This is a genomic window from Butyrivibrio sp. INlla18, assembly GCF_900103635.1.
Classification (GTDB): domain Bacteria; phylum Bacillota; class Clostridia; order Lachnospirales; family Lachnospiraceae; genus Butyrivibrio.
Genome location: NZ_FMXK01000007.1, coordinates 229,570 through 243,366 on the forward strand (window position 1 = coordinate 229,570; position 13,797 = coordinate 243,366).

Sequence of the window (13,797 nt, forward strand, 5' to 3'; positions counted from 1 at the left end):
TTACAATATTTTTACCAACTTTTCATACTATAAAAAAGAATTTTTAGAAGCCTTCCATTCTGCGCTGTTTACGAAGCTCGCGTCTCTTGATAGCCCCTCCCCACTCAGCCTTCTCATTTTCTGTTTTGACATTAAGTCCATAAGGCACTGTACATGGTGTTCCGTCGTGGTCAATGCATACTTCTGTGAGGTAAGCCCTGTTAAGAACGTGTCTCATACCAGTCTTAACATCCTCAACATAAGTATCTACGCGAACCTCCATAGAAGTCTTGCCCACATATGTGATCTTGCCGATCATAACAAGCACATCTCCAAGAAGTGCTCCCTGCTTGAACTGCATGTTATCAATTGCTGCTGTTGCGATAGGATTGCCTGAATGTCTCATGGCAACTGTACCTGCAACCTCATCTATCCACGCCATAAGCGTTCCGCCAAAAAGTCTGTTCTCAGCGTTGATATCGCCGTACTTAACGACCTTGGTCCACTCTGTTATTGAATCCTCTACATTTTTGTTTGCAATCTGTTTGTCAACGTGAAAAACCTTGCCCATACCTTGCACCTCCAAAGTGAGTTTAATACTTTCTCTACATATAATTTTACCCTAAAAGTGCCATTGTTTCCATGAAAATTACCAGTCTTTATGTTAGTATATATTTAGCTTGGTAAAAAAGCTAACGATACAAGTGGAGAACAACAAATGTCCAAAATAAGCTTCATTATCCCAGTTTACAATACAGCTAAATACTTAGATAAGTGCATGGAGTCTGTCTTAAACCAGACTCTTTCAGATATAGAGATCATCCTAGTTGACGACGGCTCAACAGACGGCGTAACTCCCAAGATGTGCGATGACTACGCAGCCAAAGACTCCCGCGTAAACGTCATCCACAAAGAAAACGGCGGTCTCATGTCAGCCTGGATCTGCGGTTCCAAAGCTGCTACTTCAGATTATCTTTGCTACGTTGACAGCGATGACTGGGTAGATACTGAAATGGCTGAGTCTCTCTATGCTCTCACCGACAGTTCTTTTGCCACATCAGAGATCATCGCAAGTAATTATATAGTTGAAAAAAATAACGAAAGAAGAAAAGAAACTCAGGCCCTAAAGCCTGGTGTTTACTATAGAGAGGACCTTGATAAGATCTGCACAGGGCTCCTTGGGGCAGAGGTTCGCCCAGTTACCATGTCAAGGTGCATGAAGCTCATATCCAAAGAGCTCCTATTAAATAATCTCAAATACTGCAACACCGACATCTCCATGAGCGAAGACGTAAACATCACTCTTCCATGCCTTTGCGACTGCCAGCGCCTTGTAATTACCAAAGATAGCTACTTCTACCACTACAGACTTGTGGGAGAGTCCATTGTTCACAGCTATAACCCCAAACTCTTATCAAACCTTGAACTCACAGACAAGACCTTTAGAGAGATCCTTAATGATAAAAAAGTTGACGGCGCCGATGCGCAGATGGACAGAGAGTTCATCATCATGCTCCTTGTGATCCTCAAAAATGAGCTTCGCTGCCCAGAAAAAGATACTGCTGCCCGCGTCAAAAAGATCTTCCTAAGACCTGACATCAGAAAAAAAGTGACATCCACCAAAGTAGATGTCACCTCAAAGGCTAATAAATTATTATATTACTGCATCAAGCATCCAAATCCTGCAGTAGTAGCCGTAACAAAAGCCATCATCACAGCTTACGACCGAAAGACCAACTAACAATTGGTCTTTTTTATTTATTTGATCCAAAAACCTTTTCTTTTAACTTCTTGCCAGTAGGTGTTCCAGCAAGTCCGCCAACTGCGGTTTCCTTAAGAGCTGGCACCATAGCATCTCCAACTTCCTTCATGGCATCAAGGCATTCATCCACAGGAATCTTAGCTTTGATACCAGCAAGAGCCATATCTGCGCTAGAAAAAGCTATCATAAGGCCTGACACATTTCTTTTGATGCAAGGAATCTCAACAAGGCCTGCCACAGGGTCACACACAAGTCCCATCTGGCTTGATATCGCCATAGCACAAGCATCTGCGCACTGCGCCGGTGTTCCTCCCATAAGTTCCACAAGAGCTGCTGCCGCCATAGCTGCCGCACTTCCGCACTCCGCCTGACATCCGCCGTTTGCTCCAGCGATGCTAGCTCTATTTGCGATCACCATTCCGAAGGCTCCCGCTGTGAAAAGAGACATGATAACGTCTTTTTTGTCATAGCCCCTGTCCTCATACAAAGTAACAAGGCATCCTGGCAAAATACCGCAGCTTCCCGCTGTAGGAGTAGCAACGATCTTGCCCATAGAGGCGTTACAGCCAGCAACAGAAAGAGCTCTTCCCATAGCCTTGGTCATAAGCTCGCCGCTAAGGCCTCCTCCAGTTCTCTGAACATACTCGTTCATAAGAAAGCCCTCGCCACCAGTAAGTCCTGACATAGAGCGCTGGTTCTTTTTAGATCCCTCGTTTACAGACTCCACCATAATATCAAAGTCTGTAGCCATCTTATCCAAAAGCTTTGAAGGCTCTTTTTCCATGCTCTTTGCCTGGTCTTCCAGCACAAGCTCGCTTATTTTTATATTTCTTTTCTCTGCTTCGCTCACAAGCTCAGCAATAGTCTCATACTTTAACATAAATTCCGTTAAATCCTTCTGATCAAAATTGCATTTGTGACATGTTCGATCTGTCTGATGTCATCCACCAGTGTCTCCGGCGGCTGATTGTCGATCTCAATAGTCATGATGGCATCTCCACCCTTCTCCTGTCTTGAAAGATGGAAATTTGAAATATTAAGATCTGCATGTTCCCAGTGCATAAGGTTCGTAACCCCTGCAATTACGCCAGGTTTGTCCTCATGCATTACTAAAAGCGTATTGTTGTCGCCATTAAACTCAACGGACATGCCATTGATCTGATTTACAAGGATATTACCTCCGCCGATGCTGGCTCCCTGCATGACTCCCTCGGTGCCATCAGTGAGGTAATAATGGATCTTGGCAGTATTGGGATGCGCACCCTTTAGATCCTCCTTGATAAAAGAGTAATCGATCCCCTTTTCATCAGCGATAGTAAGAGCATCTCTGATCTCAGGAGAATAGCTCTTGTATCCCATGATTCCTGCAAGGAGGGCTCTGTCTGTGCCGTGTCCTTTGTAAGTTCTGGCAAAAGAACCTGAGAGCACAATCTCAACCTTTTTTAGCTGCCTGTCATCTATTAACTTATTAACTACTCGGCCCAGTCTCACAGCTCCTGCTGTATGCGAACTTGAAGGTCCTATCATAACTGGTCCGATTATGTCAAAAACATTCATCCTGTAAAAACCTTTTTTCAATTATTTTGCTAAAGATGAAAGTGGTGTGTAATCAAATCTCACGTACTTGCTTGTGTCTGCAACTCTGTTGTTGTAGTCTTCCTCAGTTACGTTTTCCCACTCTTCCCCGTCATATGTGATAAACCAAGGCTGAGCTTCGTTTTCATAGCCGTCGTACTTGGTTCCCCACTGAAGAGTCATCTCTGTTGTATTGTAATCAAGATTGTAAACCATGATTCCGCTTTCAGCTGCGCCGCCAGAAAACTCATTTGCGATAAATGCGCTATCATATACATAATATCTGTTTCGGGCTGATCCGCTGACTACAAGCTGTGGCTGTCTGTTAACTACTGTATAGATATCATAGACAACGCCCTTAAAGTCGCCTTCTGCAATCTCTCCAACGAAGAGTTCATCTACACCGTCAAGGTTTACATCAAGATAAGCAAATCCAATTCTATCACCTGGATTACCTTCTGAAAAGGTAGCAACTTCATAAAACTGAGGGCTCATGTTTTCCTCTTCAAGCTTGTTTGCATCCCATCCTTCTGAAACAGCCTTTACATACTTATCAAGCACGTCTCCGTAGAGGTCTTCGCCGTGTATACCAGCGCCGTATTCAAAGGTTCCGCCGTTAACAGCCTGAATTGTCTTGCAGATATCTTTTTCTGCATCGGCAATCTTCTTGTAATCTTCCGGCATAGAATAGGATTTATTGTAATCCCACTGAACTTCTGAAGGATAGCCTACAACCACGTCGTAGTCCTTACCGTCAGCGGAAACAAGCTCTCCAATCTTGATCTGTGGTCCTCCTGCATAGTCAGGAGTAACTTCTCTTACCCAAACATAAAACTCAAGTCCGCCAAATCCGGCGTCTTCGCCTTCCTTATAGATTATAGAAAGTCTATCAGGCTCATTTTCTACTCTGTATATTCCTTCAAACTCTGCAGGAACTGTCAGTTGAATGAAATCGTTAGCAAAAGAGCTGCCTTCTTCCTGTACCTGCGTTTGCGCTTCCGAAGATTCTTTTTCCGTAGGCTCTACATCTGCATTTGTACCGCCTGACATTCCGCAGGCAGTTGTCAAAACAGTTACCAGTGTCAAAACAATCCAAATATTCTTTTTCATGTTTCTCTCTCCTCATATGGTTTTATGTTTACCAACACAATTCTATTATACGTTTAATTTGTACCTATGACAAAATTAGCAATTTGTATCAACCGGTTAACAAGTTGTGGTTAGTGGATAGCGCCCCTATACTGTATATTTTATTAAAAGCAAAAAACTACTGACTTTGGGAGGCTAACATGAAAATAAAAACTCTTTTATCAGGTGCTCTGATAGTCACGCTCCTTGCAGGATGTGCAAGCTCTGCCGTGACAAATACTGATCCAAGTACAAACGTAAGCGCTACTGAAAGTACAAGTATAGAAGAAAGCGCCAACGAAATCTCTGCTACAGAAGCTTCAAGTTCAGAGGAATCTGCTGATGTGCAGGCAGAATACACTGACTATGCCCCATTAAAAGACCTATGCAGTGATTACTTTACTCTTGGGGTAGGAATAAACGGAAGTAGCCTTGAAAACCAGACCTTAAATCTTCCTCACTACATGGAAATGTGCGAGTATCACTTTAACAGCTGCACCATGACAAACCTTATGAAGAGCTGCTACATTCTTGATCAGTTCGGCTCTCAGGCAAATCTCAAAGATGGAAATGAAGAACCTGCTCTTAACTTTGCTTCCATCGATCCTACTTTAAAATGGTGTCAGGAACATGGCATGAAAATGCGCGGTCATACTCTCGTATGGCATACACAAGCTCCAAACTGGTTCTTTAGAGAAGGCTATACAGACGAAGGCGAATATGTGGATAAAGACACTATGCTCCTTAGAATGGAAAGCTATATTAAGCAGCTGGTAACTCATGTTCAGGAAGAATATCCTGGTGTTGTTTATTGCTGGGACGTTGTAAATGAAGCTGTAGAGCCAGATGCCTGTGACCCTGACAGTTACTTTAAATGCAGAGTAAAAACTGGCGATGATCCAAATCCATGGTATGAGACCATAGGCGAAGACTATGTTGAAATGGCATTTACCTACGCCAGAAAATACGTAACTGATGGAGCAAAGCTCTTTTACAATGATTACAATACCTATCAGGAACCAAAGACTGAAGGCATTTACGCTCTCTGTAGCCACCTCAAAGAAAAAGGTCTCATCGACGGCATTGGAATGCAGGGCTACTGGGGAATCGATTATCCTAAGGACTCCGCCATCAAAAAAGCTATCGAAAAGTTCGCAGAGCTTGACCTTGAGATTCACGTAACTGAGCTTTCTATTGGAATTGAAAATGAGACCCAGGCCCTCATTGATAAACAGGGTGAACGATATGGCGAAGTATTTAAGCTTCTTCATGACATGGATAAAGAAGCTGGCGGCCCAGCAAACATCACTAATGTAACATTATTTGGACTTGTGGACCACTACAGAGACGGTGATACAACAAATACTCGAATCTTTGATATGAACTACGATCCTAAACCAGCTTATTTCAAGATAAAAGAGGCTATGGAGAACTACTGATTTTTTTACATAAAGAAATGCCTAAGCAGTGGATGTTATCCTTCCTGCTTAGGCATTTTCTTATAAGTTCTTTTCTTTGACCATTTTAAGAGCCCTTAATGACGCCAGTTCATCTTCATTAAATGAATATAGCTCTTCTCTGCTGATCCACTTAAAGTCAATAGTTTCTCCTTTTTGAAGTACCACGCTATCTTTTTTAGCATCAGTTTCACAGAAATAAATCACATAAAGAGACCTGTTTTCATCTTGTACAACTCTTCCAATCTCTTCTATTTTCCCTGTGACACCTGTTTCTTCTGAAAGCTCTCTTTTAGCGGCGCCTAAAGGTTCCTCACCTTTAAGAGCTGACCCACCTGCTGTAAACTCCCATTGTCCGCCATGCATTTTCTTAAAATCACGCTGCATCATAAGATAAGTGCCATCAACATGCTTAACCGCTATATCTACAACAAGATGATACTGTCCCTCAGGAATTCCCTCGCCTCTTACAAGAGTCTCCCCTGGTATCCTTGTAAAATCTCTGTTATAAGCATCCCAAAGCTCTATTCCCTTTATGTGCTCTTTGATATACTTGTCTGCTGCCTTTAAGATATTTCTAACTCCATCATATTCAAGAGTCTTAAGCGCATCCTCAAGATTAAGAACCTTGATAGATCTAACTTCATCAGGCCTTACAATACAAGGCTCTTCATCCAGGTACTCAGCAAGAAAATATACGATCTGCCTTGTAACATCAGGTCTCTCATTTGGCACATATTCATCAACCATCCTAAAATTCTGGATAAGGTCAAGCTCAAGTCCTGTCTCTTCCTTTATCTCACGGATTGCTGTCTGTTCCTCATTTTCACCCTCTTCAACATGTCCCTTGGGAAGGCTATGAAATCCTGAATCTTCCTCGACTATCACGTAAAAGATCTGTTCTCTTCGTATAGTAAAAACAATTGCCCCGCATGACTTCTCTATCATGTAACCACCTCATTATTCTGTCATCTCTGATTAGTTAAAGTGTCAAATTTCAATTATTTTACCAACCTGTAACTGTTCAAGCTTCTCTCCAAGAATATCTTTAAGAATATGATAAGCTCTATTCATGGTGCAATGACCAGTACAAACGTAATCAATACCAGTGCTGATTATACCCTCAGCAAGAGTCTTTATCTCCTCTTCTGATTTATTGTATAAATGGAAACCTCCAATAAGTCCATAGATATGCTTGTCAGGAAAAGTCTCTTTTACTTCGTTTATGATATTAACAGCTCCGCCATGGGAACAGCTGTTGATGATCACAAGCCCCTTATCAGTATCAATTACTACGCTCTGCTCATGAGAGAAATCATCTGGCTTCCAGCCCTTCTTTGTACGAACATACATCATCTCTCTTTTGCCAATAGCTTCAAGCCCAGGAGTCTTGTGAGGTATAAGATAAACTCCATCGCAAAGCTTGTAATCACCTGATACAAATGCAAGTCTATCTGGATTTCTCTTGATAATATGTCTTGGAAGGCCAATATAACAGTAGAAAATAAACTTCTTGTGGTAGCAATTCTCCGCTGCTGACTCTCTTAAATAAAACTTTGCCTTATCATTGTGATCAAAGAAATACTGAAGGCCATTAGAGTGATCATAATGAGCATGACTGATAGCACCAAAGTCTACATCAGCTATATCAAGTCCAAGCTTTTCCATATTCTTTGCAAAAAGATTAGATGCTCCCGTGTCTATAAGAACATTATTGTCTCCGCACTTGGCATGAATGCAAAGTCCCCATTCTCCCTGCAGATCTTCATTTGAAATATTATCAACAACTACTGTAAGTTTCGTCTCCATAACTTTCCCCTCGTTTTTTTCATACACCATCAGCATACCACAATATGTTCCAGTTTTACTAGCAAACAAAAAGGTACTATATATTTCTTTTCACACATATGATAACGTCAAAATAGAAGTACTTCTATTTTGATATGAGAATAAAAAAGGAGAATACTAATGAAAAAGAATATACGTACCGTTTTATTGGGAGAACTTTTGCTTTTTATTGCAGTTTTTTTGATCAGCACACTTGGATCCAACTTTGGTTTTTCAGTTATGGCATGGTTTTTTGACTTGCCTTCGCTGCTAGTTATTATACTTACACTGATTCCCGGTCTCATCATCATAGGAGAGTGGAAAGATTTCTTAAAGTCTTTCTCTGTAGGAATAAAAGAATACAGGCTCCTTGAGTTAAAAAATATCATTGAAGCAGTAGGTGCTGCTCAGAAACTTGTTGTCTTTGGATCTCTGTTTGCTATCATAATATCAGCAATACTCGTTTTGGGAAATATCTCCAAGCCAGAAACAATTGGACCTAGCCTTGCTATCTGCTTCCTTGCAGGCTTTTATGCAGTTATTATAGAGTTCTTTCTTCTCCCTCTTAAGCTTAATGCTGAGCGCAAAATGAATGAAGAAATGGATATGGAAAATGATTGATTCTGGAATCACGAAAGCACAATATCTGAATATTGCCCGTAATTTTGGACTTACCACAAGGGAACTCGAACTCGGCTACCTAAAAGTAGCCGGTTTTTCCAATCGCAGAATCGCTTATATGCTCGGCATTTCAGAGCAGACAGTCAAAAATCATTTCACACACATTTATGAAAAAGCCTGGGTACCAGGAAAAAAGGAATTTATAGAACTTTTTAGACAGGATAGATAAAATCTTATGCAAAAAACTAATAAAAAAAGCATTATCGGACTCATCATATTTAGTTGCTTCCTGATTATTGCCGCCACATGTGGAAAAATACTCAGCAGATTTGTTTACGAAGACCATCTTGATGAGCCGCTTATCACAGTTGATGATAGTGAGATAACTTTAAGAGAATTTGGATATTACATATATTTAGTTGAAGAGTTTGTTCAAGATCAGGCTCTTTTGTATGATCCTGAGAACCCAAAGCATTGGTGGAATACTCATTTTTCCGCAGGTTTGGATTCTCAGTTTGTTTGCGACTATGCCAAGAAGTACGCTGTAAACAGCTGTATATCAGACGAGATTTATTATAAAAAAGCTCTTTCTGATGGTGTTGTACTAAGTAGTGAGGAAGAAAAACAAGCTATAGCCGAAGCTGAGATGATCTTAAACAGCATGAATGGTTATCAGCTTGCTAAGACAGGTGTAGATAAAAATATCCTGATCAACATGAGAATAAAACAAACTATCGCAAGGAAATACTCCAACAATCTTGCAAAAGTCCTGAACTTCACTGGATACACTGATTCTCCGGAAAAGCTGATGAACTGGGATGGAGCATATTATCAGGAAAACATTTTACCGGAACATTCAGTTATTACCAATGATAAAGTTCTGGATAAAATAATGCTTGGAACTATAACCGTAAATTATCAGTAAGCAGTTTATTCTTTATATCTGACTGTCTACAGTGCTACCCTTAACATCGTTTGAAAGAAGGCTCAGCTTATTAAGGATATTTGTAATTTCCTACAGAATAAAAAAAGTCGCAACCCTAGAACAAACTAAGTTTGCGACTAAACTTATTAATGCCGGCGACCGGGATCGAACTTTTAAGCATCTCGCAAAGTCGCAGAGAAAGGGGCTTCGCCGGCCTTGCTTTTCTTTTGTACCAAATTTGTACCACTTTCATGTATCTATGACCCGCTTGGATACTGAATAAAATGTGAATATGGTTGTACCACTTATTCACTGTCTCCTTTGTGTGGTTCAGACAAATACTCGTTACAACTAGATTTCCACTTTTCCTCATCCATCCACCCAAAAGCCTCTGAAATATAGTCAGCACCAAAACTGCTAATATACTCCTTTGCAATGGCAAAGCTATTATCTATGGTTATACTTCGATTGCCAAGCATTTTGCAAAAATCATTATATATATCGGGAACTGCTGAACCGATATCTTCAAATAAAAATGGATTCATACTACTCAGAAACTGCCCCAAGTCGTCACTTTTATGGTCATCCCAATATCCATCTAAAACAAAAAAAATCATTGTAAATAACTCAAATTTATTCATACCATTCATTCCGTTTGTTATTGGTTGTCTTTATCTGATCAAAAAACGAAGATAAAGACAGCTGATATTTCTGTTGTACACTAATTATTTTTCATCATATCCTGAAAATGTTTTCCCATTAATCTTACTATTGTACTTATCGCATACCTTCTCAAGCCTTATATAATCAAGACAACGTTTCTTTCCATTAAATGCTGTGTCACTAGTGCATAATAAGAAAAGATTCTTAGCCTTGTCTCTTATTAGCTTGTCATTTCCTCCCTTCCTGCACCAGTTAAGTTCCTTAATACATAATCGCTTCCATGCTTTCTTGGTCAGAGTGTCATTTTTATGTATCCGTAAATCAACTGGAATAAGCTGGGCATCTGTAACCGGAATCATAAGATTAAAATTTAGAACACCTATTAGCTTTCCCTCAACCTCAATCTTATGTAATTCTGCATTATTAGCCATTCGTTTATGTTTCTCTTTTGGATGTGATAATGGTATACAGTATTTCCTATCATTATGCGTTACAACCACACCTATAAATACACGATTTTCTTTCCCTATCTGAGGCGAAACGGAATCTACACGATCATCAGCATTGTGAAGATCTCTAACATATTTCATGTCTATATAGTAAAGCTTTAATTGTTCCATAATAACTCCAAAAAAAAAGCCATGTGCTTTGAGACACATAGCTTTTTATAGCCACGCTATCAGCGAGGACTATCTGTTATAGTTTCCACTTAAAGGTAGGACTCACCTGTAAACATATAATAGCATTTAACCGTCGGAAGTCAAGCTAAACATTTTTTCCTATGTGCATATTTATTATCTGTCATTATTCTGATCTATATTCCATTTAATTGTAACGTTGGTACTTATATAGTTTTCTCCTCAGTCAAGTATTCATAAACTTTTTCCGCTGAACTAAAGTCGATATTTTGACTATTCTCATCAGTAATCATACCTGGTTCGTATTTTCGGCCATAATCTAACTCATAGATGAAATATTCGATATCCTCAAAAGCATCATTCAAAAGTTTTCGCAACAAAAACACAACCGTACTCTCATGAGATATTTGCAACCCTGCACCATTACAAAAATCACATTCAACATTTTCTCGACTATTCTGAAACAACTCATTAATTTTATCAACAAGGTCTGAGGAATCCCTTAGTTTATCAATTACTGAAACGAATTCTTCCTTACTTAGATCAATACTGAACTCTTTGCCTGTTTCATGAACAATTCTATGAATCATCCTTTCAACCTGTTGAAAATACACTATAGCCAATGTTCTCTTGTCTAAAAAAGATGATCTATTTTTATCTTTTATTATCCACTGACGATCAGAATCATTAATGATATAGAGATAATCCGTCCAATTATCTTTAACATCAATCACCCGCTCTTCGTTGCAACAAAACAGTTCTATAAGGTCTTCTTCATATCCATAATGTGATTTATTAAACCGCTTTACAAAACGTTCATAGTTATTGTAATTTGAAAAATATCCTCCCTCGAACATCTCAAGAATCCTATCTGCATTACCATCAGGATACATATCCCCATTAAACTCAATTGATGTATACGCCTTACATTCTTTATCGATATAAATAATCTTACCTCTAGTCATAAAAACTCCCATGTTCAATAGTCTTATATTTAGATTGCAAATTAATTACTCAGCAAAAATCTCCATTCGCCCAATCAATGCAATACTCTTTATCATTGTGACTATAAAAATCCGAAAAATTCATGAATTGTTTTGTCATAGCAGTTAAGTCGGATAGCAGCAAGCTTCTCCGATTGTTCATACTCTAAATGATCAAAAGGAATCCATATTTCTGCTTCTTCTGTTGTACACCTGATTGTCTGAAGATATTTCCTGCCTCTCTTACCCAAAAATTCATCCTCTTCGTATACCCATTTCATAGGTTCAGGTTTTCTTCCACTATGATTCATTATGATTCTCTTGTACGCATCCCATCCAAACTCTTCACCATACTCATCAAAAATTTTCAGAGATTTCTGATGTTCTTTAAAAAATAACTCTAAATCCACAAAAGAACTAAAAGCTTTATGACACTGGAACAGTGGTCTCCATCCGTAACTCAGCTTATTAAGATGAATATAGTAGCCTAGCAAAGGTTCATCTGAAATCTCATATTCCTCATCAGACACCCATGAATTATTAGTTGCAAAATACCTTTGAGCAAGGTTCTTACTTCGTGTAAATAGATAGTAATTTGTCCCCATTACTTAACCCTTTGCTATATCTATAGAATATAAATTATACTAATATGATACATGAGTTTTGTCAATACTTATGGTATATTTAATATACAAATACTATATGCGAGGTAATTATAAATGATTGATAATTATGGCGAAAGAATAAAAGAATATAGGATAAGCCTAGGAATGACACAAGGACAGGTTGCTAAAGAACTCGAAGTAACTCCTGGATATATAAGCAATGTAGAAAATGGTAGAACAGCTATGTCTCTTAGGCTTCTTACCTACTATGCAAAACTCATGAATGTATCCCTAGATATTTTGGTAGGACAATTAGAGCCAGATTATAAAAAAAGATCTTTAGATAATGCTTTAATTGATGAAATATCCAGACTAAATGAAGATCAAAAAGAGAAACTACTTAAGACAATTAAAATTTGGATTTAACATGTATTTATCTTAAAGTTGCCACAGGTTGTGGCAATTTTTATATGTTATCAACAATAAAAAAGTTTCAAACGATTTTTGAAAAGTTCAGTATTCATCGCATTTGCAAGCATTTTGAAAACACTGAACCTCGTTTGAACCTCTATACATAAAAAATGAGAGCTAAAAACCCAGATAAATCAAGGCTTACAGCTCTCAAAAATGCCGGCGACCGGGATCGAACCGGTACGGGTATCACTACCCACGGGATTTTAAGTCCCGGGCGTCTGCCAATTCCGCCACGCCGGCATTCTACCATATTTAATTGGTAAAAAATTCGCGATATGCCTAGACATATCGCGAGTGGGGCCTACAGGGCTCGAACCTGTGACCCTCTGCTTGTAAGGCAGATGCTCTCCCAGCTGAGCTAAGACCCCAAATTAAAAGTACTGGGTTATGATTTCTAAAAAGAAACCTAGTGGAGATTCAGGGACTTGAACCCGGGACCGACCGGTTATGAGCCGGTTGCTCTAACCAACTGAGCTAAATCTCCTGAAATCTGCACTCGGCAGATGCCGATACAGAATACGTTCGAACTAACCTCGACAAAACCTCGGCAAGTTCTCACAGCTGACTCCGACGAGAATCGAACTCGTGTTACCGCCGTGAAAGGGCGATGTCTTGACCGCTTGACCACGGAGCCGTATCAGACCGTAGTAACAGTCTTTTTTTAGCTCCCCCTGTCGGACTCGAACCAACGACACTTCGGTTAACAGCCGAATGCTCTACCGACTGAGCTAAGGAGGATTATTAAAGATACTATATATACAAAATGCCATGCTACTGCATGGTCCTTTTGCTTTGTACCTTCAAAACCGAACACTGATATCTAAATCCATTTTCCTATACTTGCGTTTTGGATAAGCCCTCGACCTATTAGTACACATCAGCTGAACACGTTACCGTGCTTACACCTTGTGCCTATCTAACCTCGTACTCTCCAAGGGGTCTTACTGCCAAAGCAGGGATATCTCATCTTGAGGGGGGCTTCACGCTTAGATGCCTTCAGCGTTTATCCCTTCCGGACGTGGCTACCCAGCCTTATGCATCTGGCGATGCAGCTGATACACCAGCGGTCCGTCCATCCCGGTCCTCTCGTACTAAGGACAGCTCCTCTCAGATATCCTACGCCCGCGCCGGATAGGGACCGAACTGTCTCACGACGTTCT

16 protein-coding genes, 5 tRNA genes and 1 rRNA gene are annotated in these 13,797 nt (G+C 39.8%); 6 read left to right on the plus strand and 16 right to left on the minus strand.

Features of this window, described 5'->3' with window-relative positions; translation table 11 throughout:
* Positions 1-43: 43 nt before the first annotated feature.
* Complete coding sequence (locus tag BLS24_RS06145) at positions 44-550, minus strand: acyl-CoA thioesterase (RefSeq protein WP_091757158.1); 507 nt, start codon at positions 548-550, stop codon at positions 44-46.
* 147 nt (positions 551-697) lie between these two features.
* Between BLS24_RS06145 and BLS24_RS06150 the strand changes: the two genes are divergently transcribed.
* The gene (locus tag BLS24_RS06150) at positions 698-1,720 is read left to right on the plus strand and encodes a glycosyltransferase family 2 protein (RefSeq protein WP_091757160.1); all 1,023 of its coding nucleotides are present in this window, start codon (positions 698-700) and stop codon (positions 1,718-1,720) included.
* 13 nt (positions 1,721-1,733) lie between these two features.
* Here the strand turns inward: BLS24_RS06150 and sdaAA are convergent, their stop codons facing one another.
* From sdaAA to BLS24_RS06165, 3 genes are read right to left on the minus strand one after another with little or no spacing between them, the layout of a single operon-like run.
* Positions 1,734-2,621, minus strand: a complete 888-nt coding sequence (gene sdaAA, locus BLS24_RS06155) for an L-serine ammonia-lyase, iron-sulfur-dependent, subunit alpha (RefSeq protein WP_091757162.1) — start codon at positions 2,619-2,621, stop codon at positions 1,734-1,736.
* Positions 2,622-2,629: 8 nt separating this feature from the next.
* On the minus strand, positions 2,630-3,298 hold the full coding sequence (sdaAB, locus tag BLS24_RS06160; protein ID WP_091757165.1) for an L-serine ammonia-lyase, iron-sulfur-dependent subunit beta: 669 nt from the start codon (positions 3,296-3,298) through the stop codon (positions 2,630-2,632).
* A 21-nt stretch (positions 3,299-3,319) separates the two neighbouring features.
* Positions 3,320-4,426, minus strand: a complete 1,107-nt coding sequence (locus BLS24_RS06165; protein WP_091757167.1) for a hypothetical protein — start codon at positions 4,424-4,426, stop codon at positions 3,320-3,322.
* Between the two features lie 179 nt (positions 4,427-4,605).
* Between BLS24_RS06165 and BLS24_RS06170 the strand changes: the two genes are divergently transcribed.
* On the plus strand, positions 4,606-5,883 hold the full coding sequence (locus BLS24_RS06170; RefSeq protein WP_091757169.1) for an endo-1,4-beta-xylanase: 1,278 nt from the start codon (positions 4,606-4,608) through the stop codon (positions 5,881-5,883).
* 60 nt (positions 5,884-5,943) lie between these two features.
* Here BLS24_RS06170 and BLS24_RS15380 read toward each other — a convergent pair whose 3' ends face one another.
* Both BLS24_RS15380 and BLS24_RS06185 read right to left on the minus strand, forming a co-directional pair.
* On the minus strand, positions 5,944-6,849 hold the full coding sequence (locus BLS24_RS15380) for an NUDIX domain-containing protein (protein WP_242872242.1): 906 nt from the start codon (positions 6,847-6,849) through the stop codon (positions 5,944-5,946).
* A gap of 42 nt (positions 6,850-6,891) precedes the next feature.
* A complete protein-coding gene (locus tag BLS24_RS06185) occupies positions 6,892-7,710 on the minus strand; it encodes an MBL fold metallo-hydrolase (RefSeq protein WP_091757172.1) in 819 nt (272 codons plus the stop codon).
* A gap of 159 nt (positions 7,711-7,869) precedes the next feature.
* On the opposite strand from BLS24_RS06185, the gene BLS24_RS06190 reads away from it, so the two are divergent.
* The 3 genes from BLS24_RS06190 to BLS24_RS06200 are packed head-to-tail and all read left to right on the plus strand — an operon-like array spanning position 7,870 to position 9,274.
* Positions 7,870-8,349, plus strand: a complete 480-nt coding sequence (locus BLS24_RS06190; protein WP_071175364.1) for a hypothetical protein — start codon at positions 7,870-7,872, stop codon at positions 8,347-8,349.
* Positions 8,342-8,578 carry a helix-turn-helix transcriptional regulator gene (locus tag BLS24_RS06195; protein ID WP_178297642.1) on the plus strand — a complete coding sequence of 79 codons (237 nt, stop codon included), beginning with the start codon at positions 8,342-8,344 and terminating at the stop codon, positions 8,576-8,578. The genes BLS24_RS06190 and BLS24_RS06195 overlap by 8 nt, the downstream gene beginning before the upstream one ends.
* Positions 8,579-8,584: 6 nt before the next feature.
* Positions 8,585-9,274 (plus strand): hypothetical protein, encoded by a 690-nt coding sequence (locus BLS24_RS06200; RefSeq protein ID WP_091757174.1) that lies wholly within the window; start codon positions 8,585-8,587, stop codon positions 9,272-9,274.
* A gap of 305 nt (positions 9,275-9,579) precedes the next feature.
* Here the strand turns inward: BLS24_RS06200 and BLS24_RS06205 are convergent, their stop codons facing one another.
* From BLS24_RS06205 to BLS24_RS06220, 4 genes are all read right to left on the minus strand, one after another.
* Complete coding sequence (locus BLS24_RS06205; protein WP_091757176.1) at positions 9,580-9,915, minus strand: hypothetical protein; 336 nt, start codon at positions 9,913-9,915, stop codon at positions 9,580-9,582.
* An 84-nt stretch (positions 9,916-9,999) separates the two neighbouring features.
* Positions 10,000-10,557: a type III toxin-antitoxin system ToxN/AbiQ family toxin gene (locus BLS24_RS06210; protein WP_207647965.1), complete on the minus strand. Its 558-nt coding sequence runs from the start codon at positions 10,555-10,557 to the stop codon at positions 10,000-10,002.
* A 224-nt stretch (positions 10,558-10,781) separates the two neighbouring features.
* Complete coding sequence (locus BLS24_RS06215; protein WP_091757180.1) at positions 10,782-11,540, minus strand: hypothetical protein; 759 nt, start codon at positions 11,538-11,540, stop codon at positions 10,782-10,784.
* A 101-nt stretch (positions 11,541-11,641) separates the two neighbouring features.
* On the minus strand, positions 11,642-12,163 hold the full coding sequence (locus BLS24_RS06220) for a hypothetical protein (RefSeq protein WP_091757183.1): 522 nt from the start codon (positions 12,161-12,163) through the stop codon (positions 11,642-11,644).
* A 114-nt stretch (positions 12,164-12,277) separates the two neighbouring features.
* On the opposite strand from BLS24_RS06220, the gene BLS24_RS06225 reads away from it, so the two are divergent.
* Complete coding sequence (locus BLS24_RS06225) at positions 12,278-12,589, plus strand: helix-turn-helix domain-containing protein (RefSeq protein WP_091757186.1); 312 nt, start codon at positions 12,278-12,280, stop codon at positions 12,587-12,589.
* Between the two features lie 202 nt (positions 12,590-12,791).
* Here BLS24_RS06225 and BLS24_RS06230 read toward each other — a convergent pair.
* The 6 genes from BLS24_RS06230 to BLS24_RS06255 all read right to left on the minus strand — a co-directional run.
* A tRNA-Leu gene (locus BLS24_RS06230) sits at positions 12,792-12,877 on the minus strand.
* A 55-nt stretch (positions 12,878-12,932) separates the two neighbouring features.
* A tRNA-Val gene (locus BLS24_RS06235) sits at positions 12,933-13,005 on the minus strand.
* Positions 13,006-13,047: 42 nt separating this feature from the next.
* Positions 13,048-13,121 (minus strand) — tRNA-Ile (locus BLS24_RS06240).
* A 78-nt stretch (positions 13,122-13,199) separates the two neighbouring features.
* A tRNA-Glu gene (locus BLS24_RS06245) sits at positions 13,200-13,271 on the minus strand.
* 31 nt (positions 13,272-13,302) lie between these two features.
* Positions 13,303-13,375, minus strand: a tRNA-Asn gene (locus BLS24_RS06250).
* Positions 13,376-13,484: 109 nt separating this feature from the next.
* Positions 13,485-13,797 (minus strand): 23S ribosomal RNA (locus tag BLS24_RS06255); the annotation flags it as partial.

What these genes read in the sequence shown, in the direction of transcription:
- BLS24_RS06145 (WP_091757158.1), bottom strand. Translation starts at nt 550, where the DNA reads ATGGGCAAGGTTTTTCACGTTGACAAACAGATTGCAAACAAAAATGTA.
- BLS24_RS06150 (WP_091757160.1), top strand. Translation starts at nt 698, where the DNA reads ATGTCCAAAATAAGCTTCATTATCCCAGTTTACAATACAGCTAAATAC.
- sdaAA (WP_091757162.1), bottom strand. Translation starts at nt 2,621, where the DNA reads ATGTTAAAGTATGAGACTATTGCTGAGCTTGTGAGCGAAGCAGAGAAA.
- sdaAB (WP_091757165.1), bottom strand. Translation starts at nt 3,298, where the DNA reads ATGAATGTTTTTGACATAATCGGACCAGTTATGATAGGACCTTCAAGT.
- BLS24_RS06165 (WP_091757167.1), bottom strand. Translation starts at nt 4,426, where the DNA reads ATGAAAAAGAATATTTGGATTGTTTTGACACTGGTAACTGTTTTGACA.
- BLS24_RS06170 (WP_091757169.1), top strand. Translation starts at nt 4,606, where the DNA reads ATGAAAATAAAAACTCTTTTATCAGGTGCTCTGATAGTCACGCTCCTT.
- BLS24_RS15380 (WP_242872242.1), bottom strand. Translation starts at nt 6,849, where the DNA reads ATGATAGAGAAGTCATGCGGGGCAATTGTTTTTACTATACGAAGAGAA.
- BLS24_RS06185 (WP_091757172.1), bottom strand. Translation starts at nt 7,710, where the DNA reads ATGGAGACGAAACTTACAGTAGTTGTTGATAATATTTCAAATGAAGAT.
- BLS24_RS06190 (WP_071175364.1), top strand. Translation starts at nt 7,870, where the DNA reads ATGAAAAAGAATATACGTACCGTTTTATTGGGAGAACTTTTGCTTTTT.
- BLS24_RS06195 (WP_178297642.1), top strand. Translation starts at nt 8,342, where the DNA reads ATGATTGATTCTGGAATCACGAAAGCACAATATCTGAATATTGCCCGT.
- BLS24_RS06200 (WP_091757174.1), top strand. Translation starts at nt 8,585, where the DNA reads ATGCAAAAAACTAATAAAAAAAGCATTATCGGACTCATCATATTTAGT.
- BLS24_RS06205 (WP_091757176.1), bottom strand. Translation starts at nt 9,915, where the DNA reads ATGAATAAATTTGAGTTATTTACAATGATTTTTTTTGTTTTAGATGGA.
- BLS24_RS06210 (WP_207647965.1), bottom strand. Translation starts at nt 10,557, where the DNA reads ATGGAACAATTAAAGCTTTACTATATAGACATGAAATATGTTAGAGAT.
- BLS24_RS06215 (WP_091757180.1), bottom strand. Translation starts at nt 11,540, where the DNA reads ATGACTAGAGGTAAGATTATTTATATCGATAAAGAATGTAAGGCGTAT.
- BLS24_RS06220 (WP_091757183.1), bottom strand. Translation starts at nt 12,163, where the DNA reads ATGGGGACAAATTACTATCTATTTACACGAAGTAAGAACCTTGCTCAA.
- BLS24_RS06225 (WP_091757186.1), top strand. Translation starts at nt 12,278, where the DNA reads ATGATTGATAATTATGGCGAAAGAATAAAAGAATATAGGATAAGCCTA.